Origin of the sequence: Psychrobacter sp. CAM01 (genome assembly GCF_032842965.1) — a bacterium.
Classification (GTDB): Bacteria; Pseudomonadota; Gammaproteobacteria; order Pseudomonadales; family Moraxellaceae; genus Psychrobacter; species Psychrobacter celer.
This window is the reverse complement of the sequence record NZ_JAWJBL010000005.1, coordinates 296,331-311,317: the sequence shown is the minus strand read 5'-3', so window position 1 is coordinate 311,317 and position 14,987 is coordinate 296,331. Positions and strand designations below refer to the sequence as shown.

Annotated in this window: 13 protein-coding genes; 7 read left to right on the top strand and 6 right to left on the bottom strand. The window is 48.2% G+C overall.

Going from position 1 to position 14,987, the window contains the following annotated elements; genetic code table 11:
• Positions 1–107 precede the first annotated feature (107 nt).
• Complete coding sequence (locus R0I52_RS09015; protein ID WP_410524023.1) at positions 108–296, top strand: transposase; 189 nt, start codon at positions 108–110, stop codon at positions 294–296.
• Between the two features lie 100 nt (positions 297–396).
• Here the strand turns inward: R0I52_RS09015 and R0I52_RS02940 are convergent, their stop codons facing one another.
• The 3 genes from R0I52_RS02940 to R0I52_RS02930 all read right to left on the bottom strand — a co-directional run bounded on the left by R0I52_RS02940 (position 397) and on the right by R0I52_RS02930 (position 2,764).
• Positions 397–1,149, bottom strand: coding sequence for an IS5 family transposase (locus R0I52_RS02940; RefSeq protein ID WP_317053080.1), 753 nt, complete (start codon positions 1,147–1,149; stop codon positions 397–399).
• A 183-nt stretch (positions 1,150–1,332) separates the two neighbouring features.
• The gene (locus R0I52_RS02935) at positions 1,333–2,130 is read right to left on the bottom strand and encodes an ABC transporter ATP-binding protein (protein WP_105244772.1); all 798 of its coding nucleotides are present in this window, start codon (positions 2,128–2,130) and stop codon (positions 1,333–1,335) included.
• A gap of 313 nt (positions 2,131–2,443) precedes the next feature.
• Positions 2,444–2,764, bottom strand: a complete 321-nt coding sequence (locus R0I52_RS02930) for a hypothetical protein (RefSeq protein WP_317053079.1) — start codon at positions 2,762–2,764, stop codon at positions 2,444–2,446.
• A gap of 380 nt (positions 2,765–3,144) precedes the next feature.
• Between R0I52_RS02930 and R0I52_RS02925 the strand changes: the two genes are divergently transcribed.
• The 5 genes from R0I52_RS02925 (at position 3,145) to R0I52_RS02905 (ending at position 7,976) form a co-directional block, all read left to right on the top strand.
• On the top strand, positions 3,145–4,446 hold the full coding sequence (locus R0I52_RS02925) for a glutamate-5-semialdehyde dehydrogenase (protein ID WP_317053078.1): 1,302 nt from the start codon (positions 3,145–3,147) through the stop codon (positions 4,444–4,446).
• 382 nt (positions 4,447–4,828) lie between these two features.
• Positions 4,829–5,362: a ribonuclease domain-containing protein gene (locus R0I52_RS02920; RefSeq protein WP_317053077.1), complete on the top strand. Its 534-nt coding sequence runs from the start codon at positions 4,829–4,831 to the stop codon at positions 5,360–5,362.
• A gap of 1 nt (position 5,363) precedes the next feature.
• Positions 5,364–5,705, top strand: a complete 342-nt coding sequence (locus R0I52_RS02915) for a barstar family protein (RefSeq protein ID WP_317053076.1) — start codon at positions 5,364–5,366, stop codon at positions 5,703–5,705.
• Between the two features lie 88 nt (positions 5,706–5,793).
• A complete protein-coding gene (gene gltS, locus R0I52_RS02910) occupies positions 5,794–7,068 on the top strand; it encodes a sodium/glutamate symporter (RefSeq protein ID WP_317053075.1) in 1,275 nt (424 codons plus the stop codon).
• A 209-nt stretch (positions 7,069–7,277) separates the two neighbouring features.
• On the top strand, positions 7,278–7,976 hold the full coding sequence (locus R0I52_RS02905) for a zinc transporter (RefSeq protein WP_317053074.1): 699 nt from the start codon (positions 7,278–7,280) through the stop codon (positions 7,974–7,976).
• A 341-nt stretch (positions 7,977–8,317) separates the two neighbouring features.
• Here R0I52_RS02905 and glyA read toward each other — a convergent pair whose 3' ends face one another.
• The 3 genes from glyA to R0I52_RS02890 all read right to left on the bottom strand — a co-directional run bounded on the left by glyA (position 8,318) and on the right by R0I52_RS02890 (position 11,841).
• The gene (gene glyA / locus R0I52_RS02900; protein WP_075101749.1) at positions 8,318–9,574 is read right to left on the bottom strand and encodes a serine hydroxymethyltransferase; all 1,257 of its coding nucleotides are present in this window, start codon (positions 9,572–9,574) and stop codon (positions 8,318–8,320) included.
• Between the two features lie 308 nt (positions 9,575–9,882).
• A complete protein-coding gene (locus tag R0I52_RS02895) occupies positions 9,883–10,404 on the bottom strand; it encodes a chorismate--pyruvate lyase family protein (RefSeq protein ID WP_317053073.1) in 522 nt (173 codons plus the stop codon).
• A 57-nt stretch (positions 10,405–10,461) separates the two neighbouring features.
• Positions 10,462–11,841, bottom strand: a complete 1,380-nt coding sequence (locus tag R0I52_RS02890; RefSeq protein ID WP_317053089.1) for a GNAT family N-acetyltransferase — start codon at positions 11,839–11,841, stop codon at positions 10,462–10,464.
• An 850-nt stretch (positions 11,842–12,691) separates the two neighbouring features.
• On the opposite strand from R0I52_RS02890, the gene R0I52_RS02885 reads away from it, so the two are divergent.
• Positions 12,692–14,911, top strand: coding sequence for an NADP-dependent isocitrate dehydrogenase (locus tag R0I52_RS02885; RefSeq protein ID WP_317053072.1), 2,220 nt, complete (start codon positions 12,692–12,694; stop codon positions 14,909–14,911).
• Positions 14,912–14,987: the final 76 nt, after the last annotated feature.

The window sequence follows — 14,987 nt, the reverse complement described above, 5'->3', positions numbered from 1 at the left end:
CAGATATCCCAGCTTCTGCTTCTTTTAATATCGATACGATTTGGGTCTCAGTCATTCGTTTGCTCATATCAAAACTCCTTATGTGTATTTTATAAGAAATTCTACGTTTGAGCTGTGTTAGTTTAGGGGATAGTTACAATCGTATACTATGGCTGCCACCTTATAGCCCTGATTTGAACCCTATCGAGAAAAAATGGGCTCAGGTGAAGTTTCTACGCCAAGGCTGGATGGAGAATGATTTATCTAAATTGTTTTATGATATTTGTTCAAGGCATAACAATTTTATTTTGAACTGACTATACTATAAATGCAAGCTATTATGCTCTAGATAATAGGTTAGGTTAATTTCGAGCTTATTTTACGATTTTGATAAGAAGACTAGAGCGTGTTGAACATTCATAATTTGAGCCAGATATAAGCACAAGCAAGAGCGACCGTATTCTCATAACTCTGCTTGAGTTTATCAAATCTGGTGGCAACCGCCCTATACTGTTTTAGCTTGGCGAAAGCACTTTCTACTAGATGCCTTGCTTTATACAAGTCCCAGTCCATATGGTCGTTAGAAGACTGAGTGTTTCGTTTTCGAGGGATGTTATCATGCGTCCCTGCTTGTTCAATATGCGCTCGTAGTGAATCAGAATCATAGCCTTTATCGGCACATAAAACCTCTGTATCACTCAAATCAACTTTGTCTATTAAATCAGGTGCGACTTTAACATCGTGGGTTGTGCCATCTGACAAGATAAAGGTAATCGGATTGCCATGAGCATCGACCGCTAGATGAATTTTAGTGGCACGTCCTGCCACACTTCTGCTAATGGATTGTAGGTTCTCATTGCCACCACTGCTGTGCTGATGCGCCTTGATATGAGTACCATCAATGAAGACCCACTCAAGGTCTGCGTCTTTGATCAGTAACGTAAATAATGCAATCAGCTTATTACTGCGAAACCAGCGCTGGTAAGCTTTATAGATGGTATTAGACTTGCCAAAATACTCGGGTAAGTCGCGCCAAGGGCAGCCAACACGCATGCGATAAAGCACGCCTTCAACCGTTTGTCTAAGATTTCCTTTGTCATAGATATTAAGTTCTAGTAATATGGGTCTTAGTCTTGTCCAGTGTTCATCTTTGAGCATGGTGCGAGGCATAGCGAACGATATCTTTTTTGTGTGAGAACTTAAAGATTAACCGTTCGCTATTTTTTTTGCCATTAATTTGTCGCCAATGTTCAACACGCCCTAGTTAACTCGCTTTAGGACAGCAACGGCCGCGCTGTCCTAATTTTTTAATGCTATCTTAGTTTTGAAATACAGTGCATAGCAGCCATGCGGCTAGTTTTGGCGATGAGAGGACATAAAGTCCTTGACGCGCTCAGAGGTAGGATTGTCAAATACTTGCTCAGGCGTGCCGATTTCCTCAATGACGCCTTGGTGTAAAAACACCACCTTACTTGAGACTTCGCGAGCAAAGCGCATTTCGTGAGTGACAATGAGCATGGTACGCCCCTCTTCTGCCAGCTCGCGCATCACCGCCAGTACCTCATTGACCAGCTCAGGATCGAGCGCCGAGGTCGGCTCATCAAACAGCAGTACTTGCGGCTGCATGGCAAGCGCGCGAGCGATGGCGACACGCTGACGCTGACCACCAGAGAGATTGGCCGGATAGGCGTCTTTTTTGTCAAGCAGCCCTACTTTGTCGAGCAGTTTTTCGGCATCACTGATGGCTTGGTCTTTTTTGATTTTTAGGACCTGTGTCGGACCTTCGATGATGTTTTGCAAAATGGTCTTGTGCGGCCACAAGTTAAAGTTTTGAAAGACAAAACCCACGCGCGCGCGCAAGCTTTCTAACTGCTTGATATCTGCCGCTTGTAGCTCGCCTGATTTGGCAGGTTTTAGCATCAGCTCTTCATCACCGATGAATATACGACCTTGATTGGGCTTCTCTAATAGGTTAATACAGCGCAGCAACGTAGATTTGCCTGAGCCGGACGAACCCAAAATTGAGATAACATCACCATCATAGGCGGTGAGCGATACCCCTTTTAGCACTGCTAATGAGCCGTAGCTTTTATGGATATCTTGTAAATCTAAGGCGATAGGCCGAGTCGGATTTTTTGCAGTATCAAGCATGGTTTAGCAGACTTCCAATAAATATGAGTGAAAACACGAATAAAAATGTGCCATTGTCTCTTATTCCGCAGCAAAAAGGCAAATATTATCTATGTCAGGTACCTAAGCGTTTGGCCCGTGTACCACGTTAGCCACCCTTTACCCACATAAAAAAGCCCAGTCTGCATCGACAGCACTGGGCGCTATTTTATCACTTTAGCAGGCTCGGCGTGCTGTTATCTTATCGCCTTTGACGCCTACTTATCTGTAAAAAACCTCAGGCAGCACCTATCGTCTAATCCTCTTGTCTAATCATCTTGTCTAGTCAGATCGCTTAATAAGTTGAGATGTGCTCTGAGCTCTCTGTACCATCTAATACTTCGGCATCGTCAGCAGTTGCCACCGCGACATCATCATTGTCGCCTACCACCATTGCGTCGTCGACACTGGTATCAGCACTTGCCACTGCCACATCATCAGAAGACTCTGCAGTCGCAACACCCGTCGCCTCGGTCTCTACTGTGGTTTGCGCGTCGACAGCAGGCTCGGTCTCCATCGGCGTATCGTCTTTTTTGCCGCAAGCGCTGAGTGTCAAGGCAGCCGCCACCAATCCAACGGTTAGCCATTTTTTGTCCATTTTATAGAGCATAGCCATGTCATTCTTCCTCATTAGTACAGAGTATATTGATTTATTTGACAGGGGCATTGGCGTTCGGCCGCCCCTACTTGACCCTTCACTATACTGATGATGTCGTTCGACTACCTTAGTAGTTACGGCGCAATTGTGTTAAAAACAGGTAACTGTCATGTAAGCGCCCATGGCACACCGCTAAAAGTCGACAAATAGATGCGGTCAAGCGGGCGCTGTTCACAAAATCGTCTTTACTATCGACGCAATCTCCTCTATGTTAAATAGCACAATGCCATCTGAGCATTTAACCTTCTATATTTGTTAAACTTTTGCCTTGCTAGGCGCTTTTATTATTTATGGCATTGATCGCCCTGTCAGACACTGATAACCATAAGGACATATTTATGACTCAAACCACTACTACAGACGTTACCGCTTATATGCAAACGGTCGGCAAGCAAGCACGCGCCGCTTCACGCGCCCTCGCAGCAGCCAATACTGGCGATAAAAATGCGGCGCTGATGGCGATTCATGACGTACTAAAAAACGCCAAATCAGACATCTTGGCCGCCAACAAAATCGATATGAACAACGGTCAAAAAAACGACTTGGACACCGCGCTACTAGATCGCCTTGAGCTAAACGACGCGCGCTTCGACGGTATGCTACAAGGCCTAAAAGACGTGGCAGCATTGCCTGACCCTATCGGTGAGGTCACTGACATGACCTACCGCCCCTCTGGTATTCATTTAGGCAAAATGCGCGTCCCCCTCGGTGTGGTCGGTATGATTTATGAGTCGCGCCCCAACGTCACCTTAGAAGCTGCCTCTTTGGCACTAAAATCAGGTAACGCCATCATCTTGCGCGGTGGCTCTGAGGCTTTTGAGTCCAATCAAGCACTGGCCAAATGTATCTTACAAGGCCTAAAAAAGGTCGGCCTATCTGAGCACAGCGTACAAATATTGCAAACGACGGATCGCGCGGCGGTCGGTGAGCTGATCACCATGACAGATTACGTCGATGTCATCGTACCTCGCGGCGGCAAAGGCTTGATCGAGCGCATCAGCCGCGATGCCAAAGTACCGGTCATCAAGCACTTAGACGGTAACTGCCATACCTTTATCGATAGCGATGCAGATGCCGAAACGGCGATTAAAGTCAGTGTCAATGCCAAGACCCATCGTTATGGCACCTGTAATACCATGGAGACACTATTGGTCGATGAGCATGTCGCAAGTGAGCTGTTGCCAAAGATTGCCGAAGCCATCATCAAAGCGGATGACGCCATGCAACTGCGCCTTGATGATAAGTCACAAGCCATCTTAAATGACAATGCGGCCTTGCAAGGTCATTTATCAGCAGCCACTAGCGAGGACTGGGATACCGAATATTTGGCCCCTATCTTGGCGGTTAAGGTGGTATCTGGTATCGACGAGGCCATTGAACATATCAACGCCCATGGCAGCCATCATACCGACGTTATCATCACCGACAACTATACCAAATCGCAGCGCTTTATCCGTGAGGTGGATTCGGCCAGTGTGATGATCAATGCTTCTAGCCGTTTTGCCGATGGTTTTGAGTATGGCTTAGGTGCTGAGATTGGTATCTCAACCGACAAAATCCACGCACGCGGCCCTGTAGGGCTCGAAGGTCTGACCTCACAGAAATGGATCGTCTATGGTCACGGCGAGACGCGCGCGTAATTTATCATATACTTATCGACCGCTTATTACAGGCGAATTGGACGCAAACCTATCATCCATCGCCTAACTTCACGTATAATCCACCAAAAACGTCAGCTAAGTTGCTGGCGTTTTTTATTAAATTGCTACTGTGTGGCATTCAGCAGCCCGGGGTAGCAAACAAAAAACAGCTTTTATCTATCTAGCACATTCTTACCGCGTCATTACCTTGATATCCGCCATGAGCAAGGTATTGATTTTGGGCCGAACTTACGATATAAACCCACCCTTTGATAATGTTTTGCTCACGTCCGTATCGGTTGTGGCGCAAACCCTCATGCGATAGGCTTTGCTGAGATCAGCAATCATGTGATAAGTAGCCCCATCATGGGATGAGTAGTCAATGGCTTCCAACGACCTAAAGGACGATGCCCTTATGCAAAGCGGCAAGCAAAACAATAGCAGCCCACGTGCCACGTTATTTGGTGTGTTGGCTCTGATTGTCGCGGCGATTTATTTTTTCGCTGATATAAATACTGCTATAAATACTGGGGCATTGGTCGATCACACTGAGCGTGCTGCGGTCACCGAATATCGCGATAGCGCCGAGCCTGACCCGAGTATCGACTCGGCTGCCCTATCGCAGCCAGCTAGCAGCGCCGACCCTATCACGGGTGACGCGCAAATAGACCATACCATCGCGCTGATTCGGCAAGGCGGGCCGTTTCCTTACCCTCATAAAGACGGCTCGACTTTTTATAACCGTGAAGGCAGGCTACCGATACAGACGCAAGGCTATTACCGTGAGTACACTGTGCCCACGCCCGGCGTATCGCACCGCGGTGCTAGGCGTGTCGTCACAGGCGGCCATCCGCCCACCATCTACTATCTGACCGTGGACCACTACGATAGCTTTCGTAAACTGGAAGTAAAATAACATGAGCCAAGCCATTTACTATGTCAGTCCTGACAGCGCCGAGCACGATAGGGCACTACAGCAGGCAACTGCCATCCCTATCGCTGACGTACTCAACAAGCACACGTTGCTGAGCAGTCTGGCAGCAGCGTGCCACTTTCCCAGTTATTTTTCGCACAACTGGGACGGCGCTTGGGACTGTTTGACCGACAGCGATGTGACCAAGCTGGTGCTGGATTTGACGACGGTAACCGACATAACGACTAAAGACTTTTCGATGTTTCAACGCATCATTGAGGACGCCTATAAAGAATTTGGCAAGCCGCAACTGTGGGTCATAACACCGCCGACAGACTCCGCTTAACCAAAAATCATCACCAAACCTGAATTCGAGATAAAGCCATATTTATCCCGAATTCAGGTTAATTTATTTTTATAGAAAGGATTAACGTATGGAAATTACCTTAAACGGCTATTACACGCTGATACTGGCCACTTTAGTGCTGCTAATGGGGCGCTTTTTGGTCAAAAGGATTAAATTCTTAGAAGATTTTAATATTCCAGAACCAGTGGCTGGCGGCTTGGTCGCGGCAATCGTGGTCTATATTCTCAATACGGTGTGGGGCTATACCTTCAACTTTCATCAGGGGCTCCAAACTGCGACCATGCTGATGTTTTTTGCCTCCATCGGTCTCAGTGCTGATTTTAGTCGCCTAAAAGCTGGTGGCACACCGCTGCTGATTTTTACGATCGTGGTGTCGGTGTTTATCGTGCTACAAGACATCGTGGGCGTTGCTATGGCCAGCGTGTTGGGACTCGATCCTCTGCTTGGGCTGGTGACAGGTTCCATCGCGCTGACGGGCGGACATGGCACCGCAGGCGCTTGGGGCATTACGCTAGAAGAAGACTATGGCGTGGTGGGTGCGACCACACTTGGTATCGCAGTGGCCACTTATGGTCTGGTCGCAGGCGGTATCATCGGTGGCCCTGTGGCGCGCCGCCTGATTCGGCGGCTCGGTCTCAAGCCAACCCCTGCCAACCCCAACCCTAGTGATATCGAAAAAGTCGCTGGGGCGCAATCGCTATATAGCACCAAACATGATGAAGACACTGCACACAGCAATAAAGAAATCTTTGAAAGACCCGACAGTATGCGTTTTATCACCGCCTCCTCGACCATTGAGACCTTGGCGCTATTTGCTGCCGCTTTGGCATTTGCCGATGTGATGACGCTGTTGGCCGCCGACACTTGGTTTGAGCTACCTACCTTCGTTTGGGCGCTGGCAGGCGGTGTTATCATTCGTAATGTGCTCACCACTTTGTTTAACTTCGATATGTTTGATCGCTCAATCGATGTGTTTGGTAACGCCTCCTTGAGCTTGTTTTTGGCCATGGCGCTATTGTCTCTAAAGCTATGGCAGCTGACTGATCTGGCAGGCCCTGTGCTTATCATCCTATTGGTGCAGACCGCTATTATGATCATCTATGTTTACCTGATTACCTTTAAGGTCATGGGCAAAGACTATGACGCGGCGGTGTTATCAGCAGGGCACTGCGGGTTTGGTATGGGTGCGACGCCGACGGCGATTGCCAACATGCAGGCGGTCACTGATCGTTACCTGCCTTCGCCTAAAGCGTTTTTGATTGTGCCGATGGTTGGCGCGTTCTTTGTCGATATTGTCAACGCCACGATATTACAAATATTTATCAAACTGCCGTTTATGTAAGCTATTTAATGAAAAGTTAACCTGATTGCGCTTTGTAAGCCTCGATTATTTTTATAATCGGGGCTTTTTTGGGCGTTTGAGGTTTTTTTGGACGTTTAATATAAAAAAAGCAGCGCGCTAACAGTACCTAACCGGTTCGTTACGCAACTTCTAATGACACAAAACCCATTAGCCGTTATCAATACCTTATAAAAATAATGAGGCATGCTATGTTGATATTTGCAGTGATTGTTGTGGTATCCGGCGCTCTGATTATCGGAGCGCTATGGGGGCTTTATGGCCGCTTGCCAAGCTGGCTTGAGGGGAACTTATTGGCGGTCGCTGGCGGCGCGCTGATGATATCAGTGGTCATCGAGCTGGTGCAGCCGGCGGTGACTGACAGCGGGGTTTGGATTACCGCAGCTTTTACCTTGTTGGGGGCGATGGTATTTGCCGGTGTCGATTACCTACTTGACGAAAAGCTCAATGCCGATGGCGGCTCGGGGCTGCTAGCGGCCATCACTCTCGATGGCATCCCAGAAAACTTAGCGCTGGGTGTGGCATTGATCAGCGGCAACGTCATGCAAGTGGCAGCTCTGGCGGGCTCTATTTTGTTATCGAACCTACCAGAAGCAGCAGGTGGTGCCAAAGAAATGCGCCGCAACGGTGCCAGCAACAAAAAAGTGCTGATGCTGTGGATTGGGGCCGCGGTTTTATTATCACTGGCGGCTATCTTGGGCAAGGTACTGCTAAAAAATGTCGATGACGCCGTTATTAGTGCGATTAATTGCTTTGCCGCCGGGGCAGTCATTGCTTCTTTGGCAACCGAAGTCTTCCCGACCGCCTTTAAACGCAGCAACCATTGGGCGGGTATTAGCACCACCATTGGCCTCATCTTAGCATTGGCTCTAAACCAGCTTGGTAGCTAAAAGGTGTGTCAGGTAACTTTGTATAGTCAGTTCAAATTAAAATTGTTATAAATCTAAACGCGCAACTGGTATAAATTTTACTTGCGTGCTGTTATCACAGAGGCTGCGCAAAATTCATCCCAGCAGCGCTATGTCATTTTTAGGATGAATTGACTATACTATCAAGTCGTATTAACAGATAGTTTTTTAAAGTGACGGATTGCCCAGCTTTGTACGTATAGACGGTTTAATTCGCATAAACTGACCACTTAAAAAATAAACGCCCGCGCAGCAAAAAACCGCCTAGCCATTAAGTTAAGCGGTTTTTTTCAATCTAACGGTAGAAACCAAGCAATCAAAAATTACTGGTTTTTTTCGTAAACTGGTAGCTCTTTACAGATAGCTTCTACTTTGCCGCGTACTTCAGCAGCGACTTTTTCGTCACCGCGGCTGTCTAGTACGTCACAGATCCAGCCTGCCAACTCGCCTGCTTGCGCTTCGTTAAAGCCGCGCGTGGTAATCGCTGGCGTACCGATACGGATACCAGAGGTAACAAACGGCGATTTTGGATCGTTTGGTACAGCGTTTTTGTTCACAGTAATGTGGGCATCACCAAGCCACTTGTCTGCTTCTTTACCCGTCATTTCTTGCTTGACGAGGCTGATGAGCATCAAGTGGTTTTCAGTACCGCCAGAAATAATCTCATAGCCGCGCTCTTGGATGACTTTTGCCATCGCTTGGGCGTTTTTGACCACTTGCTGCTGATAGGTTTTAAAGTTGTCTTCTAGCGCTTCTTTAAAGCAAACCGCTTTTGCCGCGATGACGTGCATGAGCGGGCCACCTTGGTTGCCTGGGAAGACAGCCGAGTTTAGCTTTTTCGCCAGCTTTTCATCACGCGCCAAGATCATACCTGAGCGCGGGCCACGTAGGGTCTTGTGCGTGGTGGTGGTGACCACATCGGCAAAGGGTACTGGGCTTGGGTAAACGCCGCCTGCAACCAGACCCGCCACGTGTGCCATATCGACAAGCAAGTACGCGCCCACTTCGTCGGCGATATCACGGAAACGCTGCCAATCAACGACTTGTGAATACGCTGAGAAGCCTGCGATGATCATCTTTGGCTTGTGCTCACGAGCCAGAGCGTCTACTTGGTCATAGTCGATCAGACCAGTGCCTTCGACGAGGCCATACTGTACGGCGTTGTAGTTCAGGCCTGAGAAGTTGATGTGCGCGCCGTGGGTCAAGTGACCACCAGCGTCTAGGCTCATGCCAAGTACGGTGTCATTGGCTTCTAACAAAGCCAAAAATACGGCAGAGTTTGCTTGACTACCAGAGTGTGGCTGGACGTTGACGTATTCTGCACCAAACAGCTCTTTTGCGCGGTCGATGGCCAATTGCTCGATCACATCGACGTGCTCACAGCCGCCGTAGTAACGCTTGCCTGGATAGCCTTCCGCGTATTTGTTGGTTAGGTCGGTGCCTTGTGCTTCCATAACCGCTTGTGAGCAGTAGTTTTCTGAGGCAATAAGCTCGATATGGTTTTCTTGACGCACGCTTTCGGCGGCCATGGCTTCTGCAAGTACTGGATCAAACTCTTTGATAGAAATATCTTTAAACATAATAATGTCCTAGGTAGTGGCTATCGTTAATGGTAGTGTTTATCGAAAAGAAGCGAGTAGCAAAAGGAGGTAAAACAGGCAAGCACAGGCAATTGGCCTGTCATTGACGTGTCTATATCGACAATCAAATCGACACGCAGGCGTCGATATCATCGCTAAAGTTTAAGTGTAACATGAAAATTTGTATGGTGAGCGCAAAAAAACCTCACGCTAAGCTGAACAAATTAAATGGCCTTATACTGCAAATAAATAGCCAATAAAATAAAGTATTTATCACGGTATATTTATATGCTTGGATATAAATTTTTCTATTCTCTATTGCAGCCTATCTGTGGTTGTCTATTTTGGCTGAACGCGGGCAAAAACGTCTCGCTGATCAGCAGCGTACGCCCATACCAGTCATAACGCGTTTGCCGTTGCCAGCCTTTGGCCGTCTGCGAGATAAAACGCTGATTGGGCAACGTGCGACTGCGCTTAAATAACACATAACCGATGGGCGTACTCTTGAGCTGCTGCAAACGGCGGGCGCGGCCTTTGAGACTGGGCAACGGAAAAGTACTCTGTGCCTCGACCCACGGCTGCTCATCATTGCCATACAGGTACACCTCGCGTACCCACGCCAGCATCGGCCGATTTAGCTGCGCGCCTCGTACACCCAGCTGGCGTTTTTGTGCCAATGTCAGCGCGCGATAGCCCTCAAATCGGCGCTCAACGCGCAAGGGCTGCCGAGCTTTTACCTCTAGTACAGCAGTCAAAGAGCCTTCGACATTGAGCCAAGCGTGTAGCTCGGCGGACGGCGGTGCAGGGCAAAACAGGTGGTTACTAGGCATAATAAGCAGCTAATGATGACGGATAAAAGACGGATAAAAAAATAGATGAGAGCAGCACTAGCGACTGGCATCAGCGGCGGGCATATTATCAGCATTAAACGGTAAGGCGTCAAATGCTCGTCGGCGATACTCAGCCATATGCTCTCTATCTCTACGGCAAAAGTCCGCAATCGCTGGCACAAACCGCCCATCATAAACGCGGTGCAACGAATGGGTCGTCGTCGGTATAAAACCGCGAACCAGCTTATGCTCGCCTTGCGTCCCTGGATCAAAATAGCTCAAGCCCTGCTCGATAGCAAACTCGATGCCTTGATAATAGCACAGCTCAAAATGCAAGCTGTCATAATCCGCCAACGCGCCCCAATAGCGACCGTATAAAGTCGCGCCTTTGCTATCGGGCTTATCGTACAAAAACAAACTACTGGCAATGATATCACCATGCGCATCACGCGCTTGAGCCAGCATCAGGTGCTCAGGCATACTCGCGGCCAACGCCATAAAAAAATCTAACGTTAAATAAGGCTGCTGGCCGCGTACCGCATAGGTCATCACATAGCAATGGTAAAAAGCATGCCAGTCCTCCTCACAAATCGCATCACCGCATTTACGCTGACAACGGATGCCTTGCTCGGTGACCTTGCGGCGCTCAGCACGGATGGTCTTGCGCTTTTTGGCTCTTAACGTTGCCAAAAACGCCTCAAAATCTGCAAATGGCTGCGCGCCTTTTAATAAGTCTTGGTTTTGCCACAAAAACTGACAGCCCTGACGCTCCAGTATCGGTATGTCGATGGCCACCACTGCACCGCCCTGCTCTTGCACCGCCAGTGCACTCATAACATCACTGTCTGTCGGCATGGCGGCAGCTACAATATCGGCCAGCTCAGGCGTGACAAACAGTCCATGCCAGCTTGATGCCCCCACTTGCTGAGCAATATCATCTACGCCTGCTAGGGCTGTCTTTATGATATCGGCACGCAGGCGCTCGCCATCAGCCAGCCAAAACCGCTGACCGGTAATCGGCGTATAAGGTACGCTACTGACCAGCCGCGGATAGTAGTCAACACCATAGCGCGCGTAGGCCTCTGCCCAAGCATGATCAAACACAAACTCACCGCGGTGGTGACCCTTAATAAAGACTGGTAGCACCGCTATAGGATGCGTGACGGATACCTCGTCGCCTGCAGTCTCTGATGCCTTATTGTCACCGTCAGAGTGTGCCTCGTTGTTTTTGACGTCAGCGGCGCTTGGCGGCGTTGTACCCTCATCGACCTGATGGATCAAGACATATATCGGCAGCCAGCCTGCCTGCTCACCGATGGCGCCCGTGTCTGCCAGCGCTTGCCAAAAATCAAAGGACATAAACGGCGTGTCTGGCGTTTGCCACTTTGCCATCTGCTGCCAGCTGGTATCACTCATCAATGCGTATTTTAAACGTATGCTCATGGTCACTCTAGCCGCTCTATGTGTGTCAATGTTTTATTTAGGACGTATATCAGTCAATCACTCACAAAAACAGCCAAACATGGTGAGATGCCTGCGCGCGTCAAAACGGCAGCAAATATCAGCCATCGCCACGTTACCTCAGGCTTATCGCTGTATGTGAGACAAAGGTATGCCCTAACCTAAAATAGCCTAGCAAATTTTTGCCGGTTTGCTGTCACAATTTGCAAAGCGCACTCACCACTTTATAAAAACCACCAACAGTGAAAGCGCGGTTTTAGAGCGACGCTTGATAATCAGAATGGATAATGGAGGTTTGGGAGTCTGGCAAGTAAGAATGACGCACGGTTTGGATTTACTTAATTGATAACGGGTAAGCACTCATGAAATGGCAGTAATCGCTGGGAAAGGATGATATAAAAGCGGATGACTGGTAGAATAACGCTGTTCTTAGCTTAATATAATTTTGGTACATAGGACATAAGCGAAAACAGTATACTTAGTTCATGATATAGGATTGACACCGTATCGAATTTATAGTGGATCCTTTATAATATACTCTTAGCCATTTGCTTTTAGATCGCTTTTTTTAGATGGTGATATCACCATTGCAAGCGCCTTTTGAATAAAACCAATTAAAGCTAGCCACTATGGTTATAAAGGCTAGCCAACAGCAACAAGAAACTTAAGTAGCCTCAACCATTGCAAGAGACTACATATAATGTACGGTATCGAACCATAACGTTTGCTATTGCATAGTATTATTTAACGATATGTCGTTTAACGATTTGTAGCATTATATTTGAGCTTTATTATTCACTACAGCCTATAGGAATATTCTACTAATATGTCAAAAATTATTTATACAAAAACTGACGAAGCCCCAGCGCTGGCGACCTTATCATTCTTGCCGATTGTCAAAGCCTTTACCAAGACAGCAGGCGTTTCTGTCGATATCAGCGATATCTCCGTGGCCGCGCGTGTGTTGGCCGAATTCCCTGAGTACCTCACTGAAGAGCAGCGCGTACCTGATAACCTCGCAGAGCTAGGCCGCCTAACCCAAGACCCAAATGCCAACATCATCAAACTGCCGAACATCAGTGCCTCAGTACAGCAGCTAAAAGCCGCTATCAAGGAATTACAAAGCAAAGGCTATGCCCTACCTGACTTCCCTGATGAGCCAAAAACTGAGGAAGAAGAAAGTATCCGTAAGCGTTACGGCAAAGCACTAGGTAGCTCGGTCAACCCCGTACTGCGTGAAGGTAACTCTGATCGCCGCGCGCCAAAAGCGGTCAAAAACTACGCACGTAAGCATCCGCACTCAATGGGTGAGTGGAAACAGTGGTCAAGCACCCACGTCTCACATATGCACAGCGGCGACTTTTATGATGGCGAGCAATCGATGACCCTCGACAAGGCGCGTACCGTACGTATGGAGCTGTTGCTCGAAGATGGCACCACCAAAGTCCTAAAGCCAGAGATTGCTTTGTTGGACAAAGAAGTCATCGACCTGATGTTTATGAGCAAAAAAGCGCTACTTGAGTTTTATGAGCGCGAAATGGAAGACTGCCGCGAAGCAGGTATCTTATTTTCATTGCACGTAAAAGCCACGATGATGAAAGTCTCGCATCCAATCGTCTTCGGTCATGCGGTCAGAACGTATTATAAAGACGCTTTTCAAAAACATGGTGCGCTCTTTGATGAGTTAGGCATCAACGTCAATAACGGTATGGCATCACTTTACGAAAAAATCAAAGAGCTGCCAACCTCTCTACAAGAAGAGATTGAGCGCGACTTGCATGCTTGTCAAGTGCATCGTCCACGTCTGGCGATGGTTGACTCATCAAAAGGCATCACCAACTTCCACTCACCAAGCGATGTGATCGTCGATGCCTCAATGCCTGCGATGATTCGCTCAGGCGGTAAGATGTGGGGTGCGGATGGCAAAATGTACGACTGTAAAGCGGTCATGCCAGAGTCTACCTTTGCGCGTATTTATCAAGAAATGATCAACTTCTGCAAATGGCATGGCAACTTTGACCCAACCACCATGGGTACAGTACCAAACGTCGGCCTCATGGCTCAAAAAGCGGAAGAATACGGCTCACACGACAAGACCTTTGAGTCAAGCGACGCTGGTATCGCGCGTATCGTAGATGTGGATACTGGTGAAATCCTCATGGAGCAAGCCGTCGAAAAAGGCGATATCTGGCGCATGTGTCAGACCAAAGATGCCCCGATCCAAGACTGGGTTAAACTGGCCGTACGCCGTGCCCGCGAGTCAGACACACCTGTGATTTTCTGGCTAGACCCATACCGTCCGCACGAAAACGAGCTGATCAAAAAAGTCAAAATGTACCTAAAAGACCATGACACCGATGGCCTACATATCGAGATCATGTCTCAGGTTCGCGCCATGCGTTATACCTTAGAGCGCGTCGCTCGCGGTCTAGACACCATCTCTGCTACTGGTAACATCTTGCGTGATTACTTAACAGATTTGTTCCCTATCTTGGAGCTTGGTACCAGTGCCAAGATGCTATCGGTCGTGCCACTCATGAAAGGCGGCGGTTTGTTTGAGACAGGTGCAGGCGGTTCAGCACCAAAGCATGTCGAGCAATTGGTAGAAGAAAACCACTTGCGCTGGGACTCACTAGGCGAGTTCTTAGCCCTGACCGAATCTTTGGAGCATTTGGCCAAAAACGACAACAATGCTAAAGCGCAAGTATTGGCAGACGCCCTCGATAAAGCCACAGAAAAACTGCTAACAAACAACAAGTCACCATCGCGCAAGACTGGCGAGATTGACAACCGTGGCAGCCACTTCTACCTAGCGATGTACTGGGCAGAAGAGCTGGCCGCTCAAGACAAAGATAGCGAGCTAAAAGCGCAGTTTACACCACTAGCAGAACAGCTGCAGCGTGACGAAGCGGCTATCATCAAAGAGTTAAATGATGCTCAAGGCAAGTCGGTAGATATCAAAGGTTACTACTTAGCCGATGAAAAACTGGCTGAGCAAGTGATGCGTCCAAGCACGTTGTTCAACGAAGCGATCGCCTCATTATAATCCGATGCGCCGCTGATATGCCTGAGCGCTGGGCGTAAAGGATATATTGAAGCCTTTACGCCCACTTTTAGCATAA

Bases quoted from the DNA above. Each gene is read 5' to 3' on its own strand.
- R0I52_RS02940 (WP_317053080.1), bottom strand. From the start codon at position 1,149: ATGCCTCGCACCATGCTCAAAGATGAACACTGGACAAGACTAAGACCC.
- R0I52_RS02935 (WP_105244772.1), bottom strand. From the start codon at position 2,130: ATGCTTGATACTGCAAAAAATCCGACTCGGCCTATCGCCTTAGATTTA.
- R0I52_RS02930 (WP_317053079.1), bottom strand. From the start codon at position 2,764: ATGGCTATGCTCTATAAAATGGACAAAAAATGGCTAACCGTTGGATTG.
- R0I52_RS02925 (WP_317053078.1), top strand. From the start codon at position 3,145: ATGACTCAAACCACTACTACAGACGTTACCGCTTATATGCAAACGGTC.
- R0I52_RS02920 (WP_317053077.1), top strand. From the start codon at position 4,829: ATGGCTTCCAACGACCTAAAGGACGATGCCCTTATGCAAAGCGGCAAG.
- R0I52_RS02915 (WP_317053076.1), top strand. From the start codon at position 5,364: ATGAGCCAAGCCATTTACTATGTCAGTCCTGACAGCGCCGAGCACGAT.
- gltS (WP_317053075.1), top strand. From the start codon at position 5,794: ATGGAAATTACCTTAAACGGCTATTACACGCTGATACTGGCCACTTTA.
- R0I52_RS02905 (WP_317053074.1), top strand. From the start codon at position 7,278: ATGTTGATATTTGCAGTGATTGTTGTGGTATCCGGCGCTCTGATTATC.
- glyA (WP_075101749.1), bottom strand. From the start codon at position 9,574: ATGTTTAAAGATATTTCTATCAAAGAGTTTGATCCAGTACTTGCAGAA.
- R0I52_RS02895 (WP_317053073.1), bottom strand. From the start codon at position 10,404: ATGCCTAGTAACCACCTGTTTTGCCCTGCACCGCCGTCCGCCGAGCTA.
- R0I52_RS02885 (WP_317053072.1), top strand. From the start codon at position 12,692: ATGTCAAAAATTATTTATACAAAAACTGACGAAGCCCCAGCGCTGGCG.